Origin of the sequence: Nocardia pseudobrasiliensis NBRC 108224, from assembly GCF_001613105.1 — a bacterium.
In the GTDB taxonomy this organism is placed as follows: Bacteria; Actinomycetota; Actinomycetes; order Mycobacteriales; family Mycobacteriaceae; genus Nocardia; species Nocardia pseudobrasiliensis.
In genome coordinates, this window is record NZ_BDBS01000065.1 from 1 (window position 1) to 20522 (window position 20522).

A 20522-nucleotide genomic window follows, 5' to 3' on the forward strand; every position below is an offset into this window, starting at 1 on the left:
TCGTAGTCGTAACGGGGAAGCCATTGTGCAGGCAGCGATCCCTCGAGCCAGCTCACATCGAGTTCCCCCAAGTGTGTACCGCGAGGCTGCTTGCCCAACCTGGACAGCTCATCGCTCAACTGGTCCCGGAAGATATCGCACCCCGACGCGAAAGCACGAGCACAGTTTTCACCGAACTCCCGCTCGAGCCATGCCGAATACGAGTCGTCGAACTTCACCTTCGGGAAGTCCTCCCACCTCCCATCCGAATCACCCGCCGACTCACTGGACTCGGGCAAGCTCCCCCATCGCAACGCCACACAGATTCCCCGCACTTTGTCCCGACGCACAGAACTTCCCGCCTCGTAACGACGCCACGTCTCACTGCCGACACCGGCCGCTCGTGCCGCTTCCTCGATGGTCAAACCCAGCGCCTCGCGCCGCCTGCGGAGTGAGCTGCCGAACTCCGGGCCGCCGCTGACAACCTTCGGAGTCATCCCAATCTCCTTACTGATGCATCACTGATGCCTCAGTATGACTGGCCAGGATGCCATTCGGCAAGACCGAAGAAGCGATTCTCCGTCGCTACGCCGCGAACCGGCTGCCCCCGCAGCGGACGCGAATGATCATGGACTGCGCAAGGTTCGATGGAATAGATGATCACCGCTTACGCGACCGCCACCGCACGGAATCCGATCGGCTACGAGGAGCAACCGCCCGATGCGCAACAGAGTTCTACATGTCCAATCAGCGATGCTTTCGGCGCGAAAAGCTACCCTGAACAGCGAAAACGGCGGTTCTCCCGTCCGTTGGCAAGTTCTTGGCAAGATGACTCCGGAGTAAGAACCAGGTCAAGCTCCAAAAACCTGCTCTGATCTGCATGAATACGACGGAACCAAAGAGACTTGATTCCTAATCCGCCTCACTGCCAGTGTGGGTGCCTGCCCGATTTGGGCGGTTTGGGTGTTGGATTTGTTTCCTTCGAACTTTCCAACATCTATCCGGATAGAGATTGTGGCCCTCGATGTCGAGTATTGACCGTATGAGAGCGGAACTGCGGACAAGCCTTGGACGCAACCATCCCTCGATCTCTACCAACCCCGTTATCGAAGAACGGTGACCCGCACCGCGATCGGTCCACCTACCGATGAGGTCGGTGCACGACATCCCGCCGAGCCTACGGCCCGATCTTCGCGATGCCACGTGAAACCCGAAGAGAGAACCGGAATGAACGAACCAATGGACAGCAGACCCGCACTGACACTGGTCACCGGAGCCGATGTCGCCCCGCCCAGCGAGGATGGGATACCGAGCAAGTACGGCTATCCCCCGGACGAAGACCGGTACGACCGATTCGGTCGACTGCTACCGAGCTGGGGAATCTACGACCGCCGCAAGGTGAAGAACAACGGTGGCGGCAACTGGCGGGCCTGGTACACCGACACCGACGCACAGCGGTTCACCCAGGACTTCAGGCTCCAGCGCGACGCCCAGGACTGGGCATCTGGACACGCGGAAGCCTTGTACCAGTTCAGCTACGACGATTACCTGCAGCAGGCGACAGCCGAGGAGATCCGCCGCGATCTGTTCGCGCGCCGGCACAAGATGCTCCGAGGCTGGAAGGGCTTCCACGGGGGACACGATCTCCACGCGGCTCGGCGCAATAACTACGGATATGGGCACGAGACTCCGCGTGGGATCCTGGTTGCCGTCTGGACGGCGGCGCGCGCGGTCACCGTGCGGTACCGCGACGATCGAGGCAAGATCCGCACCGCCGGACCCGGCATGACATGCAACATCCGGGACAACTTTCTGGAGGTCCTCAGCCCGTCCGGCGGCCCGGGCGCGGTCATGACCCGCATCCACATCGACTCCGTCCTCAGCATCGAGGTCTTCGCGGACGACAACTGGGATCACATGCGCGAAACTCCCCGCGCCACCTCAGGACGCAGCTAGCGCGATGATCCCTGGCGCACGGTCGAGGTGTTGGATTTGTTCCCTTCGGATTTTCCAACAGCGTCCGGGGTGGAGATCGCGGCATCCGCTGACGAACATCGAGTACATGACAACACAGCAGACCGCAATGCTCGATCGAGCGTTTCCAGGCGAGATGGCTCACGCGGTCTTCTCCCGATTCACCACGCTCGGAATGTTCTTCGGCTCCAGATGTCAAGGCGGTCGGCTATGACTGTGCCGACCACACCGCCGCTGCCGACACCGAGCTCGATGCCACGTCACGTCGGCAGCAAGTCTCGGCCGCCGATCAGGCACGTATCCCACCACTGGGTGATAGTGGAGGCCCTTGGCGGCACCGAGCATCCTGCCGTGGTCGTCGACGGTAGCTATCGCCGCAACTTCGCCAACCTCAACCGTGTCACCGTCGCCACCAGCGCCGCGGTCGCCCGACGCCTTCGTCCGCTCGTCGAGCGCTGCGCATCTTCCGCGAGCGAACAGTCCGAACAGGTCGGACTTCCTTCCGGAGCGACGCTCAAGATCAGCGCGATACCGGTATTCGGTCCCGCGGGCACTGTTTTCGGAGTCGGCCTGTGGGTCGGGCCGCCAGGCACGCACAATCCGCAGCGACCGCTGGTCGCGGCTGTCGAGTGGGACCGTCGAGCTGGCACCGCGACCCTGACTCCGGAGCTCAACCGGCGGCTCGAACTCTCACCGGCCGACAATTCCTGCCCTGTACCACTTTCCAGGCTTATGTCATGTTTCGATCATTGGAGCGATCGGGAAGGCTTTCTCTCGTTGTTCGATCCCGACAGCCCTGCCGATCGGTGGACCGGCACGGCCACAACGCAACCCCGCTACGGTGACCGCTGGCGTGTGCAGATCGCCGCCAAGGTCACGTCGGACCGATCGACGGTGCGAGCCCTCCTCGCAGATCTGCGCGACGACGATTCTTCCGCTGCACCCGATTTCAGATCCGCAGCGATTCGGCAACTGCCCCTCGCACCCGAGCACGCGATCGGGATCATGGATCTGAAATCTTCACTCATTCACGAATGGGTCGACCCCAGATATCGTCTCGCCGCGAAGCGGCACAGACCACCCCGGATACATCCAGACGACCAGGCGGACATCGCTATGGTTCGCCGTCACCTGCTGGCCGGAACCTCGAGGATCACCAATCTATTCCGGACTGCGTCGGACGATGAACCGTGGCTTACTGTCCGCGCGCAGTGGATGCTGATCTGCCGGGGCGAGCGACCGCAAGCCCTGATCGATCTCGCGCCTCGGCCTCGCGGCATCCGATGAGTTAGGCGACGGCCTTCTCATACGCCGCGACCACGTCGGCTTGAATGCGTCCACGCGTGGAGACCGTGAATCCGTTCTTGCGAGCCCAGGCCCGGATTTCTGCGGTCTTCTCGGATTTGGTGGTCGGCCGGGCCGGAGCCTTGGTAGCCCGGGCATTGCGGCCGACCTTCCGAGCGTGGGTGGTCCACTGTTCGAGGGTTTCGCGGAGTTTGCCCGAATTCAGCGTGGATAGGTCGATCTCGTATTCGACGCCGTCGAGCGCGAACAACACCGTCTCCACTGCCGTCGATGTCCCATCGAAATCGTCGACGAGCTCGACAACAACCTTGCGTGCCATGGAAATTCCCCTTGATCGATCAACAGACAGGATATGAATATAACCAGCAACCCGCCCCCAACCTCTATGTGTGGTGGTGTGTCGGCGCCGAAACGTCGACACACCACCGCCGCTCAGAACCCCAATCCGTCGGCCGAGGTCAGCAGCACACGCGACGACATCGGTTTGGACAGTTGGTTCTCGCCGGTCGACTTGTCTTCACTTGTGGTCGTGTCCTGGGGTGCGGACTTCTTGAGGTACTTCGAGATTCGCTGTGCGTCCTTCTCGAGCTGGGTCGTATCTACGCGTAGATACAACTCGGTCACTCGCGGGTCGGAGTGCCCGGCGATCTTCTGCAGCCGGTGTAGCGGTACACCGGCGTCGGCGAACCAGGTCAAACCGGTGTGGCGCAACGTGTGCCGTACCAGGTGGTCGTAGCCCAGGTTGTGGACGACCTTGTCCCAGTTGGTTGCTCGGCGCAGGCTCGCGGTCGCGATGCATCCGCCACGTCGGCCGAGGAACAGGCGGGCATCGGGATTGCCGCGGCATGCCGCGATTCGGGCCAGGATCATCGGGCGGATCTCCTCGATGATCGGAACCTTGCGAGCCCGGTTTCCCTTGGTTCCCTTGTCGATGAGCCCACCGCGGGTCATCGTGGTCTGACGTCGGATCGTCCACACCCAGGACTCGGTGTCGATATCGCGGAGCCGGCAGCCCGATACCTCCCCGATCCGTGCCGCGGTGCAGGCCGCGAACATCACCACATCACCCCAGACCCGATAGTGGTCGAACGATGCCTCCACCAGCGCATCACACAACTCCACCAGAGCATCCCAGTTCGGGATCGCCAGCGCTCGCGGGTCTTTCAGCTCGTCCTCGATCTGCTTGTAGAGCTCCTGCCAGCCACGCACCCGCGCGGGATTGTCGTCCCGATACCCGTCGCGTTTGGCCTGCTCCATGACCCGGACCAGTACGGCGATCGTGTTTTTGATCGTCGACTTGCTGCAGGCCTGCTCCTCGATCCACTTCACGATCGCCCGATCGACCATCCCGTAAGTGATCGACACCAGTGGCAGATGCCCCAACGTGGGCACGACCCGGCGGCGCCAACCAGACAGATAAGGATCCAGGGTCTTCGCGTCGAGCCCGCGCAGGGCGAGCTCGAGCGTGGACTTCTCCGTATCCAGCGCAGTGGATTCCGCATAGCCGAGGAGCGTGAAATTGCCGCGCAGCGGATCAATGCCACGACCGGCCAACCGGCTCATCCGCTCGATCCAGTCCTCGGCCAGGGGGCGGGACTCGAAGGTGACCGATTTTGAATCCCGCTTCTTGGTCTGCGGGTGGGTCCAGCGGGCGCGTGCCCGAAAGGGGTTGCCGGATCGGCCTCGCGGGAGTTCCTCGATGTCGAAGGTCACCTTCAGTCCGACCGGGATATCGAGTGCCGTGGTCATCGTGCCTCCCGGACCATCGGGAGCATCGGCATCGGGATGACGTTCAGGGCTCGGGGACGACATGGCGCGTGTGCAGGAACGCTTCGAGGTCGCTGTGCGGATACAGCGCGACACGGTCGGACAGGCGAATGAAGCCCGGCCCTTGGACCGGGTCGGCTCGCCGCCATCGGCGCAGCGTCGAGGGGTTGACGCCGAGGATTTTCGCGACCTCGCCGGTGGTGTACATGCGTTGATCGAGTAATTGGGAACTGCTTTGGGGTTGTGACACGACGGATCTCCGGTCCCGAGCACCCACCGCACCGACGCAACCGAGATGATCCAGCCCGTGAGTAGAAGTGGGTGTGTGCGGAATCCGCTGCGGCTGAACTTGGTTGGTGTTCGCCGACTGCGGCGTCGTCCGGCTCCGCCGTCGCGGTTACCGGGAATGCCCGACAGACCGGGCGCTCCCCCACCGTAACCGCGCTCCCGGCGTGCCCGCAACCGCCCGGCACGTCCCCCTGGCCTCGACGAGGTCCCCGTGCGGGCATCAGTACGCGCGATACGCGATGAGGAGAAAGAACGCGATGCCCGGCGTGCTCCACAACACTCGTAGGACCCGACACGCCCGGGCTTTCGCCCGTGGTCCACATTTGGTCCACAGAACGGGACCAGGAAGGGGGTGAAACCCCCTCTGACCTGGTCGGGCTGACAGGATTCGAACCTGCGACCCCTTGACCCCCAGTCAAGTGCGCTACCAAGCTGCGCCACAGCCCGCCGCATCCGCTCTCGCGGGTGCTCGAAGAGATTACCCCACGCACCCCGGTCACGACCAAATCGGCAGGAGAAACGGGGTTTTGTGTTGGGTCAGGCGGGGAGGGGGGTCAGGTGGGCTACGGCTCGGATGTCGTTTTCTACCGTGAAGTAGAGGGTCAGGGAGTCGGGGGCGTGGACGGGGTGGAGGTGGACTCGGTCGCCGAAGTGGATGGGTTTGTTGTATTCCAGGATGTAGCGGTGGGGGGATTGGGTGAGGTGGGTTGTGGGGGAAGCGTATTCGTGGACCGCGTGCCAGTAGGCGGTGTTGGTGACGTGTTCGAAGTGGTCGATGTCGGTGCGGCGCAACGGGAATGGGATGCCGGGGACCGGCGGGAGGGGGGTGGTGAGCCATTGTTTCCAGCGCAGGCGCTGGTCCAGGGCGGTGGTGGCCATGAGGTCGAAGAAGGAGTCGGACATGCGCGAGGGGCTCATCGCCTCCTTGTTCATGTGGATCCAGAAGCCCTCGGTTTCGATCAGGCCGCCGCTGGAGGAGTCGATGCGCACCCGCATGGCGACCCAGCGCGAGGACAGGCCCGAGCACCAGCGGCGCACCCGCAGTTGGGCGGGCCATTCCACGGGCCGAATCACATCGATCACCGTGCGGCGCACGATCCAGTGCGGGTGGGTGTCCATGGCGTCGGTGTGCACGAGATGGTCGACCCCGGCCTCCTGCAGGTGGCGGGCGATGCCGTCGATGCGCAGGTACTGGTGTTCATCCATGTCCGCGGTGCCCAACCGGCGCTGGATATCGAAGATGTGCCCGGATTCGGGCACCGGCGCCAGGGGCTCGGTCATCGGGTTCAGAACGGGGCGCGGGGGGCTCACGAGCTGCGACATCGGCACGACCTCCAGAGATATGGAATCCGGGGAACCTGCATCGAGCGGCGGTGCGTCGAACAGAAGCGTGATCGAAGCCGAGACTAGTGCAGTTTGCCATCGTTTTCAGTGCGAGCCCGGGCCGGTGTGAAGGCGGACCTACATATGACGGCGCCCGTGGTGCGCATTCGCACCACGGGCGCCCGGAACCGGATGTCTTACGGTGTCAGCGCACGACCTCGAACTGATCACCCGGATTGATGTAGTCGTAGAACGCCTTGGCGCCCTCGGGGACCATCCGGATGCAGCCGTGGGACTGCTCGTCGACCGGTCCGATATGGGTGGCGATATCGCCGTTGAAGAAGATCGCCCACCGCATCTCGGCATTGTGCATAGTGCTCCAGTGGTACTCCTTCTTGAACGCCGCGCGGAACACCCCCGGCGGCGTCTCGTACCCGGGGCGGCCGTGGGAGATCGGCGTGGGGCCGTAGACAACGCGGCCGTGGTCCATCAGCCAGCCCTCATTGGTGGACAGCTGTAGGCAGGCGCGCGTCTCGGCGGAGTTACAGGGCGCTTTGATGGGGGCGGGTTCGACCAGCGACGCAACGCCGGGGAGATCGGGGCCGCCGGGCCACAGTGGTTCGGCCTGCGCGGGCGCGGCCACCGCCACCGCGGCGACACCGCCGAGCACCGCGTGCCCGAGGAAACGCATCTTGCTCATGGGAGAACCTCTCTATCCCGTCTTCTTCGGCACGAGCTCGAAAACAAGCTGGAGGTGAATCGTGATCATTGTGGCCCGAGATCGCCCCCGCCACCGGGATTTCGCTTTCGTCCGCTGTTCAGCGGGCGGCGGCGCGGCGCTTGCGGTCCGCGCGCAACCACCCGAAAGTCAGCTCGACCGCGCGTTTCCAGTTGTCGTACTCGTCCTCGCGCAGGTCGGCGTCCATGCGCGGGGTCCACTGCGCGGCGACGCGCCAATTGCGCCGCAGCCCCTCGAGATCGGGCCAGTACCCGACCGACAGGCCCGCGGCATAGGCCGCGCCCAGCGACACCGTTTCGGCCACGAAGGGGCGCACCACGGGCACGTCGAGCACATCGGAGACGATCTGCATCAGCAGATTGTTCGAGGTCATCCCGCCGTCCACGCGCAGCGAACGCGCCTGCAGCCCGGAATCGGCGTTCATCGCGTCGACCACCTCGCGGGTCTGCCAGGCCGTGGCCTCGAGGACCGCCCGCGCCAGATGCCCGCGGGTGATGTAGGAGGTGAGCCCGATGATCAGTCCGCGCGCGTCACCGCGCCAGTGCGGGGCGTACAGCCCCGAGAACGCCGGGACGATATAGCAGCCGCCATTGTCTTCGACTGTGCGCGCGAGGGTTTCGATCTCCGGCGCGCTGGCCACCAGACCGATGTTGTCGCGAATCCATTGCACCAGTGAGCCGGTCACCGCGATCGGGCCTTCGAGCGCGTACACCGGATCGCGATCGATCTGATATCCGATGGTGGTCAGCAGCCCGCGCTCGGACTGCACCAGTTCGCGTCCGGTGTTCATCATCAGGAATCCGCCGGTGCCGTAGGTGCATTTGGTTTCCCCACGGGCGAAACAGGTTTGGCCGAACAGCGCCGCGTGCTGATCGCCGAGCGCGGCCGCGATGCGCAGGCCCGGTACGACGCGGCGGGTGGTGCCGTAGGAGGCGGTGGAGGGCTGGATGCGCGGCAGCACCGCCGCGGGAATGCCGAAGAATTCTAGCAGTTCGGCGTCCCAGGACAGGGTGGACAGATTCATCAGCAGGGTGCGGCTGGCATTGGTGACGTCGGTGACGTGCAGGCCGCCGTCGACGCCGCCGGTGAGATTCCAGATCAGCCAGGTCTCCATGGTGCCGAACAGCACGTCCCCGCGTTCGGCGCGCTCGCGCAGGCCGGGGGTGGTGTCCAGCAGCCAGCGCAGCCGCGGCGCGGCGAAATAGGTGGCCAGCGGCAACCCGCACAGCTGGCGGATGCGCTCGGCGCCGGGGCGGCGTTCGAGGTCACGCACCAGCTCCTCGGTGCGCACATCCTGCCACACCACCGCCCGGCGGATCGGCACGCCGGTGTGGCGGTCCCACACCACGGTGGTCTCGCGCTGATTCGCGATGCCCACGGCCGCAATCTGTTCCGCGCTCACCCCGGCCTCGCGCAGCACGCGCGGCAGAATGCGTTCGAGGTTGCGCCAGATCTCGGCGGCGTCCTGTTCGACCCAGCCCGGGCGCGGATAGTGCTGATGGTGCTCGCGCTGGGTGACCCCGACCAGCCGGGCGCGCTGATCGAACAGGATGCACCGAGTGGAGGTGGTGCCCTGATCGATGGCCAGCACGTAGCGTTGCGTCATTCCTGGTCGCTTTCTGTGAATGAAAGGCGTTGCGCGGCACCCAGATCGCGGGACACGGCCGCCGCCGCGTCGCGGACGTGTTCGACCAGGGTAGGCCGGGGGCGCAGCTGGGTGTCGCAGAGCGCGTCGAGCGCCCCGGTGATGCCGATGGCGCCGACGACCAGTCCGCCGCGCGAGCGGATGGGCGCGGCGATGCCCGCCGCGTTCGGTTTGAATTCGCCCGCGTCCCTGGCGAATCCGGCGCTACGCACGCCGGCGAGTTCGCGGCCCAGCGCGATGCGGTCGACGATCGTGCGCCGGGTCAGCGCGGGCAGCTCCCGGGTGCGCACCACGGTCGCCAGATCGGCGTCGAAGGCCAGCAGCACCTTGCCCAGCGCGGTGGCGTGCGGAGGCAGCAGCTCCCCCAGCTCGAGGGCCTGCAGACTGTTGTCGGGGCGAAATACGTGATGTATCACCACGATTCGATCCTCGACCCGAGCGGCGATGCGCACCGCCTCCCCCGTCCGCGCGGCCAGGGCGTCGGCCCAGTTGATCGCGCGCGAGCGCAATTCGTTGGCATCCAGATGACCCGAACCCAGGTGCAGCACCGCCGCGCCGAGGCGGTACCTACCCGAGGAGGGATCCTGTTCGACGAAGCCGACCCCGGTCAGGGTGCGCAGAATGCCGTGGGCGGTGGGCTTGGCCAGCCCGAGGGCGGCGGCAATATCACCGACGCCCAGCGGGCCGGAGCCTCGCGCCAGCAGCCGCAGCACGGCCGCCGCGCGTTCGATGGATTGGATCGGGCCGGGCATGCGAGCAACCTACCTTCGCCGATTCGACAATGTCGAACAGCCAGTCATCACCTGGCAACATTTCCCGCGTGGCATTGTGACCTACATCACTCCATAATTCATCCGACGACAGTACTGGCACCGCGCCCGACCGGGCCATGTCCCGTGTTCGACAATGTCGAACGCGTCCTGTGTCCGGTTTGGTCCCCGGCTCGTAACGTCACGGTAGATGCGGCCGCACCGGCGGCCGGCACGGTAAATGGAGGTTCAACGGTGAACTTCGGCTCGATCTTCGTGAGCGAGGCCTTCGGTACGGGAATGCTGGTGCTACTCGGTGTCGGCGTGGTCGCGAATGTGTTGCTGGCGAAGTCCAAGGGCTTCGATGGCGGCTGGCTGCTCATCAATATGGGTTGGGGTCTGGGCGTCATGGCGGGCGTCTACGTCGCCTACAAGACCGGCGGCCATCTCAACCCCGCGGTCACCCTCGGCATCTGGGCCAGCGGGGCCCACGAATTCGCCCCCGGCATCGATATCACCCTCACCAACGCCGTCGCCTATGTCGCGGGCCAGATGGTCGGCGGATTCCTCGGCGCGACGGTCGCCTATCTCGCCTACCGGCGGCACTTCGAGGCCGAACCGGATCCGGCCAAGAAGCTGGCCGTCTTCTCCACCGGCCCCGAGATCCGTTCCTACGGATGGAATTTCGTCACCGAAGTGATCGCGACCTTTGCCCTGGTGCTGGTGATCCTCGGCTTCGGCCACACCCCCACGGGCCTGGGACCGCTCGCCGCGGGCCTGCTGGTCGTCGGCATCGGCGCCTCGCTGGGCGGACCGACCGGCTACGCCATCAACCCCGCCCGCGACCTGGCCCCGCGCATCGCGCACGCGGTGTTGCCGATGGGCAGCAAGGTTCCCACACCCGCCGAGCGGGTCAAGGTGAGCGCGGGCACGAACTCCGAATTACCCGATACCGCAACCGGTCCCGGCGCACCGCGCGCGGATTACCCGGCGCACAAGAATTCCGACTGGTCCTACGCCTGGGTGCCGGTTGTCGGCCCCCTCGTCGGCGGTCTGCTGGCCGGTCTGGTCGCCCAGATCCTGTTCTGAAATCTCTTTTCTGCCAAATGTTTTACCGAAAGGAACGCAGGTGAGCGACCGAAGCACCACCGGTCCGCGCTACGTCGGAGCGATCGACCAGGGCACCACCTCCACCCGCTTCATGGTGTTCGACCACGGCGGTAACGAAATCGCCCGGCACCAGCTCGAACACGAACAGATCCTGCCGCGCGCGGGCTGGGTCGAGCACAATCCCACCGAGATCTGGGAGCGCACCCGCGCGGTCATCCAGACCACCCTCACGAACGCGAATCTGAGCGCCGAGGACCTGGCCGCGGTCGGTGTCACCAACCAGCGCGAGACCACCGTGGTGTGGAACCGCCGCACCGGGCGGCCCTACTGCAACGCGATCGTCTGGCAGGACACCCGCACCGACCGCATCGCCGCCGAGCTCGAACGCGCCGGTCACGGCGAAACCATCCGCCGCAAGGCCGGTTTGCCGCCCGCGACCTACTTCTCCGGCGGCAAACTGCGCTGGATCCTCGACAATGTGCCCGGGGTGGCCGCCGACGCCGAGCGCGGCGACGCGATCTTCGGCACCACCGACAGCTGGCTGCTGTGGAATCTCACCGGCGGGACCAACGGCGGCGTGCACGTCACCGACCCCACCAACGCCAGCCGCACCATGCTCATGGATCTCGAGACCTGCGATTGGGACGACGAGCTGTTGGGCCTGTTCGGAATTCCGCGCGCCATGCTGCCGCGCATCGCGCCCTCGTCGAATCCGGAGCTGTTCGGTAAGACCCGCGCCGACGGCCCGTTCGGCGGCGAGGTGGCGCTGGCCGGTGTGCTCGGCGATCAGCAGGCCGCCACCGTCGGCCAGGTGTGCTTCCGCCCCGGCGAGGCCAAGAACACCTACGGCACCGGAAACTTCCTGCTGCTCAACACCGGTGAGGAGATCGTACGCTCGCAGCACGGCCTGCTGACCACTGTCGCCTACCAGTTCGGTGAGGACAAGCCGGTGTACGCGCTCGAGGGTTCGATCGCGGTGACCGGGTCGGCGGTGCAGTGGCTGCGCGATCAGCTGGGCATCATTTCCGGTGCGTCGCAGAGCGAATCGCTGGCGCGCCAGGTCGACAACAGCGGCGGGGTGTACTTCGTGCCCGCCTTCTCCGGCCTGTTCGCACCGTATTGGCGCTCGGACGCGCGCGGGGTCATCGTGGGCCTGTCGCGCTACAGTACCAACGCCCATCTGGCGCGCGCGACCCTCGAGTCGATCTGCTATCAAACCCGCGATGTCGTGGAGGCGATGCAGGCCGATTCCGGTGTGACGCTGGATGTGCTGCGCGTCGACGGCGGTGTGACCGCCAACGAGCTGTGCATGCAGTTGCAGGCGGACTTCCTGGGCGTGCCGGTCTCGCGCCCGGTGGTCGCCGAAACCACCGCCCTCGGCGCCGCCTACGCCGCGGGCCTTGCCGTCGGATTCTGGGCGAATACCGATGAGCTGGAAGAGAACTGGCGCGAGGACAAGCGCTGGCATCCGACCCTGGCCGAGGAACAGCGCGAACGCGGCTACCGCCGCTGGAAGAAGGCTGTCGCGCGCACCCTCGACTGGATCGATGACGAAGACGAATAGCCCCGGCGAAAACCATGCCGGGAACAAATGGACTCGGTGGCCGGGCTCACAAGGGCTCGGCGGCCGGGACCTGTACTGGTTAGGAGTATTGCGGTGAACGCACGTTTGGATTCGGCTTATCGGGCCCAAGCCCTGGAATCGCTGGGCGAGAACGAGATCGACGTCCTGGTCATCGGCGGCGGCGTGGTGGGCGCGGGTGCGGCGCTCGACGCGGCGGCGCGCGGGCTGTCGGTCACCCTGGTGGAGGCCCGCGATTTCGCGGCGGGCACCTCGAGCCGGTCCAGCAAGCTCATCCACGGCGGCCTGCGCTACCTCGAGCAGCTGGACTTCTGGCTGGTGCGCGAGGCGCTCAAGGAGCGCAAGCTGTTGCTGCACAAGCTGGCCCCGCATCTGGTGCGCCCGGTGTCGTTCCTGCTGCCGTTGCAGCACAGGGTGTGGGAACGTGCCTACATCGGCGCGGGCGTGGCGCTGTACGACACCATGGGCGGGGCCCGCGCGCTGCCCATGCATCGGCACGTAACGCGTACGGGCGCATTGGAATTGGGTCCGGCGCTGCGGGAAGACGCGATGATCGGCGCGATTCGCTACTTCGACGCCCAGGTCGACGACGCGCGCCACACCATGACCATCGCCCGCACCGCCGCCCGCCACGGCGCCACGGTGCTGACCCGCACCAAGGTGACCGGTCTGCTGCGCGACGGTGAGCGTGTGATCGGCGCACAGGTCACCGATCTCGAGACCGGCCGCGAATATGCCGTGCGCGCCCGCAGCGTGATCAGCGCGACCGGCGTGTGGACCGATGAGATGAATCGCATGACCGGCGTGGACTTCCCGTTCCACGTGCGCATGTCCAAGGGCGTGCACATCATGGTCCCGCGCGAGCGCCTGGATCTGGACACCGGTCTGGCCATGCGCACGGAAAAGAGCATCCTGTTCGTCATTCCGTGGCATCAGCACTGGATCATCGGCACCACCGACACCGACTGGGAGCTGGACAAGGACCATCCCTCGGCCAGCCACACCGATATCCGTTACATCCTCGATCACGTGAATTCGATTCTGCGCGAACCACTCACCGAGGACGATATCGTCGGCACCTACGCGGGTCTGCGCCCACTGCTGGCAGGCGCGAAGGACAGCGACACCACCAAGCTCTCGCGTGAGCACGCGGTGGCCGAACCGGTGCCGGGTCTGTTCGTGATCGCTGGCGGCAAATACACCACCTACCGCGTGATGGCCGCGGATGTGGTCGATGCCGCGGTGCGCGAATTCGGTACGGCGGTAGCGCCTTCGGTGACCGAACATCTGCCGCTCGTCGGCGCGGTCGGTTACCGCGAGCTGGCCGCCAGCGCGCCCGGTCTGGCCCGGCGCACGGGTCTGCCCACGGCGACGGTGGAGCATCTGCTCGGCCGCTACGGTTCGGGCATCGAGGACATACTCACCCTGATCGAGGCGGATCCGGAACTGGCCCAGCCGATTCCGGGCGCGGATGTGTACATCGCAGCCGAGGCCGTCTACGCGGCCACCCACGAGGGCGCGCTGCATCTGGACGATGTGCTGACCCGTCGCACCCGCATCTCCATCGAGTTCCGCGATCGCGGCCTCGAGGCCGCGGCGCATATCGCGAAACTGATCGCGGGCCCGCTGGGCTGGGACGAGCAGACCACCGAACGCGAGATCACCCGCTACCGCGAGCGGGTGCGGGCCGAGCTGGCCGCCAACAAGGCGGTCACCGACGAGGCCGCCAACGCCGCGCGCCTGGTCGCGGTCGCCTGACCCGACGCTCGACACCCAGCGCCACCCGCATCCGCCTCCCGGGGATGCGGGTGGCGCTGTTTTGCTCTACCCTCGGTGCGTAAGTAAGTAATTACTTACAGGGAGAGGGTATGACGGAATCGACCCGTGACCGGCTCATCGCCGCGGCACTGCGACTGTTCGGCGAGCAGGGCTTCGCCCGCTCGACGGTCTCGCAGATCGAGCGCGAGGCCGGGCTGTCGGGCGGGTCGGGGGCGATGTATCGCCATTTCCAATCCAAGGACGAGCTGCTGATGGAGGCGGTGCGCTCCCGGCTGGTCGATCGCGGAGTGTGGTCGGCGCTGCTGACCCCGGAGTTCTCGATCGTCGAGGGGCTCAACGCGTTCGCACCGCAGGGCACGCTGGCCGACAAGGTGACCGCGCTGCTGAGCTTCGCGCTCACGCGTATGGACCACGACCGCGATATCAACCGGATCCTGGTGCGCGACAACTCCATCGGCCCCGAGGTGCTCGAAGTCTTCCGGCGCGAGGAGTACATGGTGTTCGTCTCCGTCGCGCTGCGCGCATTACAGGAATTCGCGGGACCGCAAGGGCAAGAACAGGACTGGGAGGCGGTCGCCGCGGTACTGGTCGGTTCGGTGGCGCACTACTGGCTGATCAGCGACACCTTCGGTGGAACTCATCCGACGGGCGTCGAACCGCAGCGTTATCTGCACGCCGTCGCCGAAATGGTCGTCGCACTGCTGGAGTCGACGGATTCACCGGGAGGGGAACAGCCATGAACGCCCACATCACCGTGATCGGCGGCGGCCTGGCCGGGCTGACGGCGGCGATCGCCGCGGCCGAAACCGGCGCGCCGGTAAGGCTTTACGAGGCGCACCGCGGTCTCGGCGGCCGCGCCCGCGCCACGGCTCCGCCCTATATCGTGCACGAGGGCGCGCACGTGTTCTACGCCGACGGTCCGCACTACACCTGGCTGAAAAAGCGCGGTTTCGTGGCCGATCTGGGCTGGCCGTCACCGGGCGGCTGGGCAGGGCTGCGGTATCGGGCGGACGGTCGGATGCGCCGGCTGCCACCGGTTTCGGTGCTGCGCGCCCAGGCCCGTGTCGGACTCACCGCACCGGTGGACACCGACTTTCGCAGCTGGGCCGCCGCGCGGTGGGGTGAGCGCACGGCCGAATGGATGGCCAACGGAATCGGTGTGGTCACCTATCACGCCGATACCGGAAGCTTATCCGCGGCATTCGTCTGGGAGCTGTTCCAGCGCGTCTTCGGTCCACATCTTCCCGGCGTGCGCTGGGTACGCGGCGGTTGGCAGCGCGTCATCGACCGAATGGCTACGCGGGCAACGGAACTGGGGGTCGCCGTCGAAACCGGGGCGCGGGTCGAACAGTTGCCGACCGGCGGCCCGGTGATCGTGGCCACCGATCTCAACGCCGCCCGAACGCTGCTCGGCGACGATTCGCTCACCTGGACCTCGGGCCACGCCGCGCTGCTCGATATCGCCGTGAGCCGCTCACGCCGCGACCACACCCTGGTGTTCGACTTCGACGAGGGCGGATTCCACGAGAGCTACAGCATGCAGGACGACACCGTCGCACCGCGCGGCGAATCGCTGTATCAGCTCCAAATGCCCGTGCGCGCAGGCGAATCCGCCGCCGACGCCCAGGCGCGGCTGGCGAATTTCGCCAACGCGGTGCTGCCGGGTCGCCACGGCCGCACCACCTTCCACCGCACCGCCGTCGCCAAGGGCCGCACCGGCGCACTGGATCTGCCCGGCCAGACCTGGCGCGACCGACCCGCGATCGAACGCGGCGACGATGTGTATCTGATCGGCGACATGGTGGCCGCGCCAGGGATGCGCGGCGAGATTTCCATCAACAGCGCCCTGCGGGCGGCCGAGGCCGCGACCGCCGCGCTGTCCACAGTCTCCTCGGCCCGCGAAGGGGGCGGGCCGGGGTGATCCGCACGGGGCTTCGCCTCGGACGACTGCGCCCACGCCCATCCGGCGCGGGCGCAGTCGCCTCTGGACCTCGTCGACGGTTCGTCACGGCGGACCCGCGGCCGGAAACAGCGCGGACGAGCATCGGTTGGCGGTGATCGCAGAGCGCGTCGCGCACAGTGGGCGGTGACGGACGGGTCGTGTCAGACTGTCGTGGGCGCGACCGAAAGAGACCGCGCGGTGTGAACGTGGAGGGTGAACGGTTCGATGACGACGACCATCTCGCAGGCTCGGGACACGGGTGTGGCGGCAGCGCGACTAGCCGTGGAGGAGGCGTTCGCGATGCCGTTCATGACGTCGGCGCAGATGCAGGTGGCGTTGTGGTTGCGGCATCCGGTGGAGGTGTCGCGGCTCGAAACGTTGCGGCGGGGATTGATCGAGGGACCGCTGTCTCGGCGGCTGGTGGCGGCGCGGGTGCCGGGCGCTCGGCCGTATTGGTCCCGCAGCGCGCACGACTATCCCGTGGTCGTCGAGGACGGCACGATCCCGGCCGCGCAGGCGGTGCGGTGGGTGGAGCGGCAGGCGGCCACCGAACTGGACCTGCACGCGGGACGCGGCTGGGTGTTGTCGGCCACCGATCTCGACAACGGGGAATCGGTGGTGTCGCTGGTGGTTTCGCACGCCATCACCGACGGGCAAGGCATGTTCGCGGCCATCGATCTCGCGGCACGCGCGGATGTCTCACACGCCGTCCCCGATCTCCCGTCGCCGAGCCTGAGCGCCGACGTGCTGGAGTCCGCGAAATACGGTGCCGTGCTGGTCCCCGGCGCGGCACTGCTGCGGCTGATGACTCGACGCGCGGCCCGCAAAGGCGAAGCCGGTCCGCTCGAGGGCCGGCTGCCCGCGATCGTGGCCATCGACAGCGCGGCATTGCGCGCGTCGGCCGAGCAACGCGGCGGTACCGTGACCGGATTGATCTCTACGGTCGCCACCAACGTCGCGCATGCGCTGCGCGGTCGTCCGGCCGGGGATCTGCGGGTCGGGTCCTGGGTGAGCAATCGAGAGGACGGCGATATCGGCATCGGCAACAAAGTGAAGCTGGCGGAGTTCGCGCTCACGCTGCGCGACGACGAGCGCTACACCGATCTCGCCGAGGTCCGCCGCCGCAGCAAGGCCGCCTACGCCGCCGCGGCCACGCCGAATGTGTTCGTGGTGGGCGCGGATGCGGTGGTCTCCAATACCGGCCCCGTGCCGCAGGCCATCATCGAGGCGGTCGGCCCCGCACGCGCCGTCGCCGCACGCGCCTGGATCCCGAAAACCTCGCTGCTCGACAAGCCCTACAACCGCGGCGTCCGGGTCTTCGTCCAGACCACCCCCGATACCACCTACCTCACCTTCCAACCGCCGCTGCCCGCGACCACTCCCCTGACCCCGCTGGTCATCGATGAACTCCAACAGTGGGGCGTCACACCCGAATTCGTCTGGTAGTCAAGCTTTTTCGACAAGCGATCGTGCGGGCAGCTCCGGCGTGCGGGTGACTGTCACACCCGCATCCCGGGCGAGCCGCGCCAACACCACCGCGTCGTGGACCGCGGCCCCACCCGGATCGTTGTTGAAATAGACGAACACCTCCCGCTCGCCATCCCAGGTCTCGGTGAGCCGCGCCAGCCACCGCGCGAGGACCTCACGGCGATAGCGCGGCGGAGGGCGCTCGCGGCCGGAATGCAGTCGCAGATAACCCCATTCGGTGGTTCGCCACAGCGGCGTCACCGCCTCGCCGCGCACATCGGCCCAGCACAGCGCGGCCCGATGCGCCTCGAGGACCGCGCGGATCTGCGGGGTCCACCACGATTCGTGCCGCGGTTCGACCGCGACCCGCACCGACCGCGGGAAACATCCCAGACATTCATCCAGCAGTCCCGCGTCGGCCCGCAGCGTCGGCGGCAGTTGCAACAGCACCGGGCCGAGGCGATCCCCCAGTCCCGCAGCGTGTTCCAGCAGCCGCCGCACCGGTTCCTGCGGTTCGCGCAGGCGTTTGATGTGGGTGAGGAAGCGACTGGCCTTCACCGCGACCACGAAATCGCCGGGTGTGCGCGCCCGCCAGGTCGCGAACACCTCCCGACTCGGCAGCCGGTAGAAGGCGTTGTTGCTCTCCACGGTCGAAAACGCCGCCGCGTACTGCTCGAGCCACAGCCGCTGCGGCAGACCGGCGGGATAGAGCACCTCCCGCCAATCCCGGTACTGCCAGCCGGAGGTACCGATGATCAGGGTCATACCTCCATGGAACCACTAACCGGTGCGGCTGGGTTTTCCGTTCTCCAGATGACCCGCGAAGCGGCGACGCCAGGTCTTGTTGCCGTCGAGGGTCAGGGTCACGTCGTACCAGCCCTCGGCGGTCGGGATCGGCAGATCCTTGGACGCGCCCGGGGCGACGGTGAGCTTGGAGCCGCCCTTGATCTCGAGCGCGGCCGGGACCGGGCCCGCATTGTGGATCTTGACCGTCAGCGCCGGTTTGTCGGCCGAACCCGTCAGCGTCGCCGATACCGCGAGCGCGGCGGTATCGGGCGCGCCCGCGGCCTCGACGAGAAAACCGTTGGGCGCGTGCACGGCCAGGTCGTAGCCACCGCCGTCGAACTTCTCCTGCGCCTGGGCATTCGGCGCGGCCACGGTCTGACGGATCGGGACGCCCGCCAGGTGGTACGGGTAGGTCTGGAACGGCACCGCCGCGCTGCCGTGATTGCCGTAGTGCACGGTGACCGCCTTGGCCCCGACCTCCACCCACGCCACCGGCTGATACGGCAGCGGCCGCGCCTTGGCGCGCCCGGGATCCTGGAACGGCGGGGTCTGCGCCGAGGAGTTCGGTGGCGCGGGTTTGGGCAGTTTGGTCTGAGTCTGATCGGCCTGGCGACGCAGCTCGTCGGCATCCGGCAGGGTCGGAATGCTGGTGTCGCGCTTGGTGAAATCGAAGCAGCTGGTGAGATCGCCGCACACCGCGCGCCGCCACGGCGAGATATTCGGCTCGGCCACCCCGGTCCAGGTCTCGAGGAAGCGCAGCACCGAAGTGTGGTCGAACACTTGGGAATTGACCCAGCCACCCCGGCTCCACGGTGAGATCACCGTCAGCGGCACCCGCGGCCCGAGCCCGATCGGGACCGTCGGCCCCAGTCCCTGCGCCGAACCGGACGCCACCGTCAGCTGTCCCAGCGGCAGCCATTCGTCGGCGGCGTCGGGCGGCGCGGTCGGCGGGACGAGGTGGTCGAAGAAGCCGTCGTTCTCGTCGTAGTTGATCAGCACGACCGTGGATTCCCACAGTTTCGGGTTGTCCCACAGCGCTTTCAGCACGCGCTGGGTGTAGGCCGCGCCGTCGACCGGGCGGGCCGCGGGATGTTCGCAGTACCCGTAGGGCGCCACGATCCACGACACCTGCGGCAGGGTGTTGGTCTTGCACGCGGCGACAAACCGGTCGAGGACGCTGTCGACGTTCTTGCCGTCGTCTCCGTCGGCGGGTTTCCAGTCGCGGGTGACATTGGCGCGCTCGGCCAGCTGGCGCACCGCCGGATCGTCGGAGTCCAGCGCGTCGTGATACTGCTGGAACAGCCACAGCGGATTATCGCCGTAGTCGCCGAGAAACGGTGCGCCCGAGGTATCGTCGCCGACCCGGTCGTCGGCGAAGACCTGCCAGCTGATTCCGGCCTGTTGTAAACGCTCCGGATAGGTCGTCCAGCGATACACCGGTTTGTAGTCGGCGGGATTTCCGGTCGCCGGTCCGCCCGCCGCGCCGCCGGGGTCGATCGTTCCGGTCCAGTGGTACAAACGATTCGGCGTGGTCGGTCCCTGCAGCGAACAGAAATAGTGATCGCACAGCGTGAAGGCGCCCGCCAGCGCGCGATGGAACGGAATATCGGCGTCGGTGAAATATCCCATCGTCATCTGGGATTTCGCGGGGATCCAGGCGTTGTACGCGCCGCCGGCCCAGGCCGAGTGGGTGGTAAGCCAGTCGTGTGCCAGATCGCCCATATCCTGGCCGTCAACCTTGGTGGTGTCGACGTGGAACGGCAGCAGATAGCCTGTGCTGCTGGCCCTGTCGGGCTGACGGTAGACCGGATCGGTCCCGCCGGGCAGCCGCAGCGCGGCCGCGTCACCGAATCCGCGCACCCCCGCCATCGAGCCGTAGTAATGATCGAACGAGCGGTTCTCCTGCATCAGGATGACGACGTGCTCGACCTCGTCGAGGGTGCCGCGCCGCCGGGGCTCGGCCAGTGCCGTGGCCATATCCTCCGGTATACCCGCCGCCCCCACCAGTCCGGCGGCCAACAGCCCGCCCAGTACCGTCCGCCGGTTTGCCGTGCCGAAACTGCGATCCATCGTCGAGCACTCCGATC

General features: G+C 66.7%; 18 protein-coding genes, 1 tRNA gene and 1 pseudogene. 8 read left to right on the forward strand and 12 right to left on the reverse strand.

The genetic code is table 11. The features are described 5' to 3' along the window. Together NP4_RS42985 and NP4_RS43490 are read right to left on the reverse strand one after the other, a co-directional pair. On the reverse strand, window positions 1-218 hold a 218-nt coding region (locus NP4_RS42985; RefSeq protein WP_255285626.1), incomplete at its 3' end, for a hypothetical protein. 81 nt (window positions 219-299) lie between these two features. Then, window positions 300-476 (reverse strand): annotated as a pseudogene (locus tag NP4_RS43490) (helix-turn-helix domain-containing protein); the annotation flags it as partial. Between the two features lie 742 nt (window positions 477-1218). On the opposite strand from NP4_RS43490, the gene NP4_RS36265 reads away from it, so the two are divergent. Together NP4_RS36265 and NP4_RS36270 are read left to right on the forward strand one after the other, a co-directional pair. Beyond that, window positions 1219-1935: a hypothetical protein gene (locus NP4_RS36265; protein WP_068007923.1), complete on the forward strand. Its 717-nt coding sequence runs from the start codon at window positions 1219-1221 to the stop codon at window positions 1933-1935. A 228-nt stretch (window positions 1936-2163) separates the two neighbouring features. Then, window positions 2164-3240 carry a GAF domain-containing protein gene (locus NP4_RS36270; RefSeq protein WP_147288126.1) on the forward strand — a complete coding sequence of 359 codons (1077 nt, stop codon included), beginning with the start codon at window positions 2164-2166 and terminating at the stop codon, window positions 3238-3240. 1 nt (window position 3241) lies between these two features. Here NP4_RS36270 and NP4_RS36275 read toward each other — a convergent pair whose 3' ends face one another. The 8 genes from NP4_RS36275 to NP4_RS36310 all read right to left on the reverse strand — a co-directional run bounded on the left by NP4_RS36275 (window position 3242) and on the right by NP4_RS36310 (window position 9772). Beyond that, a complete protein-coding gene (locus NP4_RS36275) occupies window positions 3242-3577 on the reverse strand; it encodes a histone-like nucleoid-structuring protein Lsr2 (protein WP_068007933.1) in 336 nt (111 codons plus the stop codon). 113 nt (window positions 3578-3690) lie between these two features. After that, complete coding sequence (locus NP4_RS36280; RefSeq protein ID WP_068007936.1) at window positions 3691-5007, reverse strand: tyrosine-type recombinase/integrase; 1317 nt, start codon at window positions 5005-5007, stop codon at window positions 3691-3693. A 43-nt stretch (window positions 5008-5050) separates the two neighbouring features. Continuing rightward, the gene (locus NP4_RS36285; RefSeq protein WP_068007939.1) at window positions 5051-5233 is read right to left on the reverse strand and encodes a helix-turn-helix domain-containing protein; all 183 of its coding nucleotides are present in this window, start codon (window positions 5231-5233) and stop codon (window positions 5051-5053) included. A gap of 450 nt (window positions 5234-5683) precedes the next feature. Next, window positions 5684-5760: transfer RNA gene (locus tag NP4_RS36290), tRNA-Pro, on the reverse strand. A gap of 90 nt (window positions 5761-5850) precedes the next feature. Then, window positions 5851-6594: an acyl-[acyl-carrier-protein] thioesterase gene (locus tag NP4_RS36295; RefSeq protein WP_068008085.1), complete on the reverse strand. Its 744-nt coding sequence runs from the start codon at window positions 6592-6594 to the stop codon at window positions 5851-5853. Window positions 6595-6841: 247 nt separating this feature from the next. Next, the gene (locus NP4_RS36300; RefSeq protein WP_062511518.1) at window positions 6842-7336 is read right to left on the reverse strand and encodes a L,D-transpeptidase; all 495 of its coding nucleotides are present in this window, start codon (window positions 7334-7336) and stop codon (window positions 6842-6844) included. Between the two features lie 118 nt (window positions 7337-7454). Continuing rightward, on the reverse strand, window positions 7455-8981 hold the full coding sequence (gene glpK / locus NP4_RS36305) for a glycerol kinase GlpK (RefSeq protein ID WP_068007943.1): 1527 nt from the start codon (window positions 8979-8981) through the stop codon (window positions 7455-7457). Continuing rightward, complete coding sequence (locus NP4_RS36310) at window positions 8978-9772, reverse strand: IclR family transcriptional regulator (RefSeq protein WP_068007947.1); 795 nt, start codon at window positions 9770-9772, stop codon at window positions 8978-8980. Before NP4_RS36310 ends, glpK (NP4_RS36305) begins: the two co-directional genes overlap by 4 nt. 252 nt (window positions 9773-10024) lie before the next feature. Here NP4_RS36310 and NP4_RS36315 point away from each other — a divergent pair, with 252 nt between their 5' ends. The 6 genes from NP4_RS36315 to NP4_RS36340 all read left to right on the forward strand — a co-directional run bounded on the left by NP4_RS36315 (window position 10025) and on the right by NP4_RS36340 (window position 17628). Continuing rightward, complete coding sequence (locus tag NP4_RS36315; RefSeq protein ID WP_068007951.1) at window positions 10025-10858, forward strand: MIP/aquaporin family protein; 834 nt, start codon at window positions 10025-10027, stop codon at window positions 10856-10858. 40 nt (window positions 10859-10898) lie between these two features. After that, window positions 10899-12443, forward strand: coding sequence for a glycerol kinase GlpK (gene glpK, locus NP4_RS36320; RefSeq protein WP_255285627.1), 1545 nt, complete (start codon window positions 10899-10901; stop codon window positions 12441-12443). Window positions 12444-12536: 93 nt separating this feature from the next. Next, window positions 12537-14219: a glycerol-3-phosphate dehydrogenase gene (gene glpD / locus NP4_RS36325; RefSeq protein WP_068007954.1), complete on the forward strand. Its 1683-nt coding sequence runs from the start codon at window positions 12537-12539 to the stop codon at window positions 14217-14219. A 110-nt stretch (window positions 14220-14329) separates the two neighbouring features. After that, window positions 14330-14980 carry a TetR/AcrR family transcriptional regulator gene (locus tag NP4_RS36330; protein ID WP_068007958.1) on the forward strand — a complete coding sequence of 217 codons (651 nt, stop codon included), beginning with the start codon at window positions 14330-14332 and terminating at the stop codon, window positions 14978-14980. Next, window positions 14977-16161: an FAD-dependent oxidoreductase gene (locus NP4_RS36335; protein WP_068007962.1), complete on the forward strand. Its 1185-nt coding sequence runs from the start codon at window positions 14977-14979 to the stop codon at window positions 16159-16161. Before NP4_RS36330 ends, NP4_RS36335 begins: the two co-directional genes overlap by 4 nt. 246 nt (window positions 16162-16407) lie before the next feature. Next, a complete protein-coding gene (locus NP4_RS36340; RefSeq protein WP_147288128.1) occupies window positions 16408-17628 on the forward strand; it encodes a hypothetical protein in 1221 nt (406 codons plus the stop codon). Here the strand turns inward: NP4_RS36340 and NP4_RS36345 are convergent, their stop codons facing one another. Together NP4_RS36345 and NP4_RS36350 are read right to left on the reverse strand one after the other, a co-directional pair. Beyond that, window positions 17629-18414: a DUF72 domain-containing protein gene (locus NP4_RS36345; protein WP_068007970.1), complete on the reverse strand. Its 786-nt coding sequence runs from the start codon at window positions 18412-18414 to the stop codon at window positions 17629-17631. A gap of 15 nt (window positions 18415-18429) precedes the next feature. Continuing rightward, window positions 18430-20505, reverse strand: coding sequence for a phosphocholine-specific phospholipase C (locus NP4_RS36350; protein WP_068007974.1), 2076 nt, complete (start codon window positions 20503-20505; stop codon window positions 18430-18432). Window positions 20506-20522: the final 17 nt, after the last annotated feature.

What these genes read in the sequence shown, in the direction of transcription:
- NP4_RS36265 (WP_068007923.1), top strand. Translation starts at nt 1,219, where the DNA reads ATGGACAGCAGACCCGCACTGACACTGGTCACCGGAGCCGATGTCGCC.
- NP4_RS36270 (WP_147288126.1), top strand. Translation starts at nt 2,164, where the DNA reads ATGACTGTGCCGACCACACCGCCGCTGCCGACACCGAGCTCGATGCCA.
- NP4_RS36275 (WP_068007933.1), bottom strand. Translation starts at nt 3,577, where the DNA reads ATGGCACGCAAGGTTGTTGTCGAGCTCGTCGACGATTTCGATGGGACA.
- NP4_RS36280 (WP_068007936.1), bottom strand. Translation starts at nt 5,007, where the DNA reads ATGACCACGGCACTCGATATCCCGGTCGGACTGAAGGTGACCTTCGAC.
- NP4_RS36285 (WP_068007939.1), bottom strand. Translation starts at nt 5,233, where the DNA reads ATGTACACCACCGGCGAGGTCGCGAAAATCCTCGGCGTCAACCCCTCG.
- NP4_RS36295 (WP_068008085.1), bottom strand. Translation starts at nt 6,594, where the DNA reads ATGACCGAGCCCCTGGCGCCGGTGCCCGAATCCGGGCACATCTTCGAT.
- NP4_RS36300 (WP_062511518.1), bottom strand. Translation starts at nt 7,336, where the DNA reads ATGAGCAAGATGCGTTTCCTCGGGCACGCGGTGCTCGGCGGTGTCGCC.
- glpK (WP_068007943.1), bottom strand. Translation starts at nt 8,981, where the DNA reads ATGACGCAACGCTACGTGCTGGCCATCGATCAGGGCACCACCTCCACT.
- NP4_RS36310 (WP_068007947.1), bottom strand. Translation starts at nt 9,772, where the DNA reads ATGCCCGGCCCGATCCAATCCATCGAACGCGCGGCGGCCGTGCTGCGG.
- NP4_RS36330 (WP_068007958.1), top strand. Translation starts at nt 14,330, where the DNA reads ATGACGGAATCGACCCGTGACCGGCTCATCGCCGCGGCACTGCGACTG.
- NP4_RS36335 (WP_068007962.1), top strand. Translation starts at nt 14,977, where the DNA reads ATGAACGCCCACATCACCGTGATCGGCGGCGGCCTGGCCGGGCTGACG.
- NP4_RS36340 (WP_147288128.1), top strand. Translation starts at nt 16,408, where the DNA reads ATGACGACGACCATCTCGCAGGCTCGGGACACGGGTGTGGCGGCAGCG.
- NP4_RS36345 (WP_068007970.1), bottom strand. Translation starts at nt 18,414, where the DNA reads ATGACCCTGATCATCGGTACCTCCGGCTGGCAGTACCGGGATTGGCGG.
- NP4_RS36350 (WP_068007974.1), bottom strand. Translation starts at nt 20,505, where the DNA reads ATGGATCGCAGTTTCGGCACGGCAAACCGGCGGACGGTACTGGGCGGG.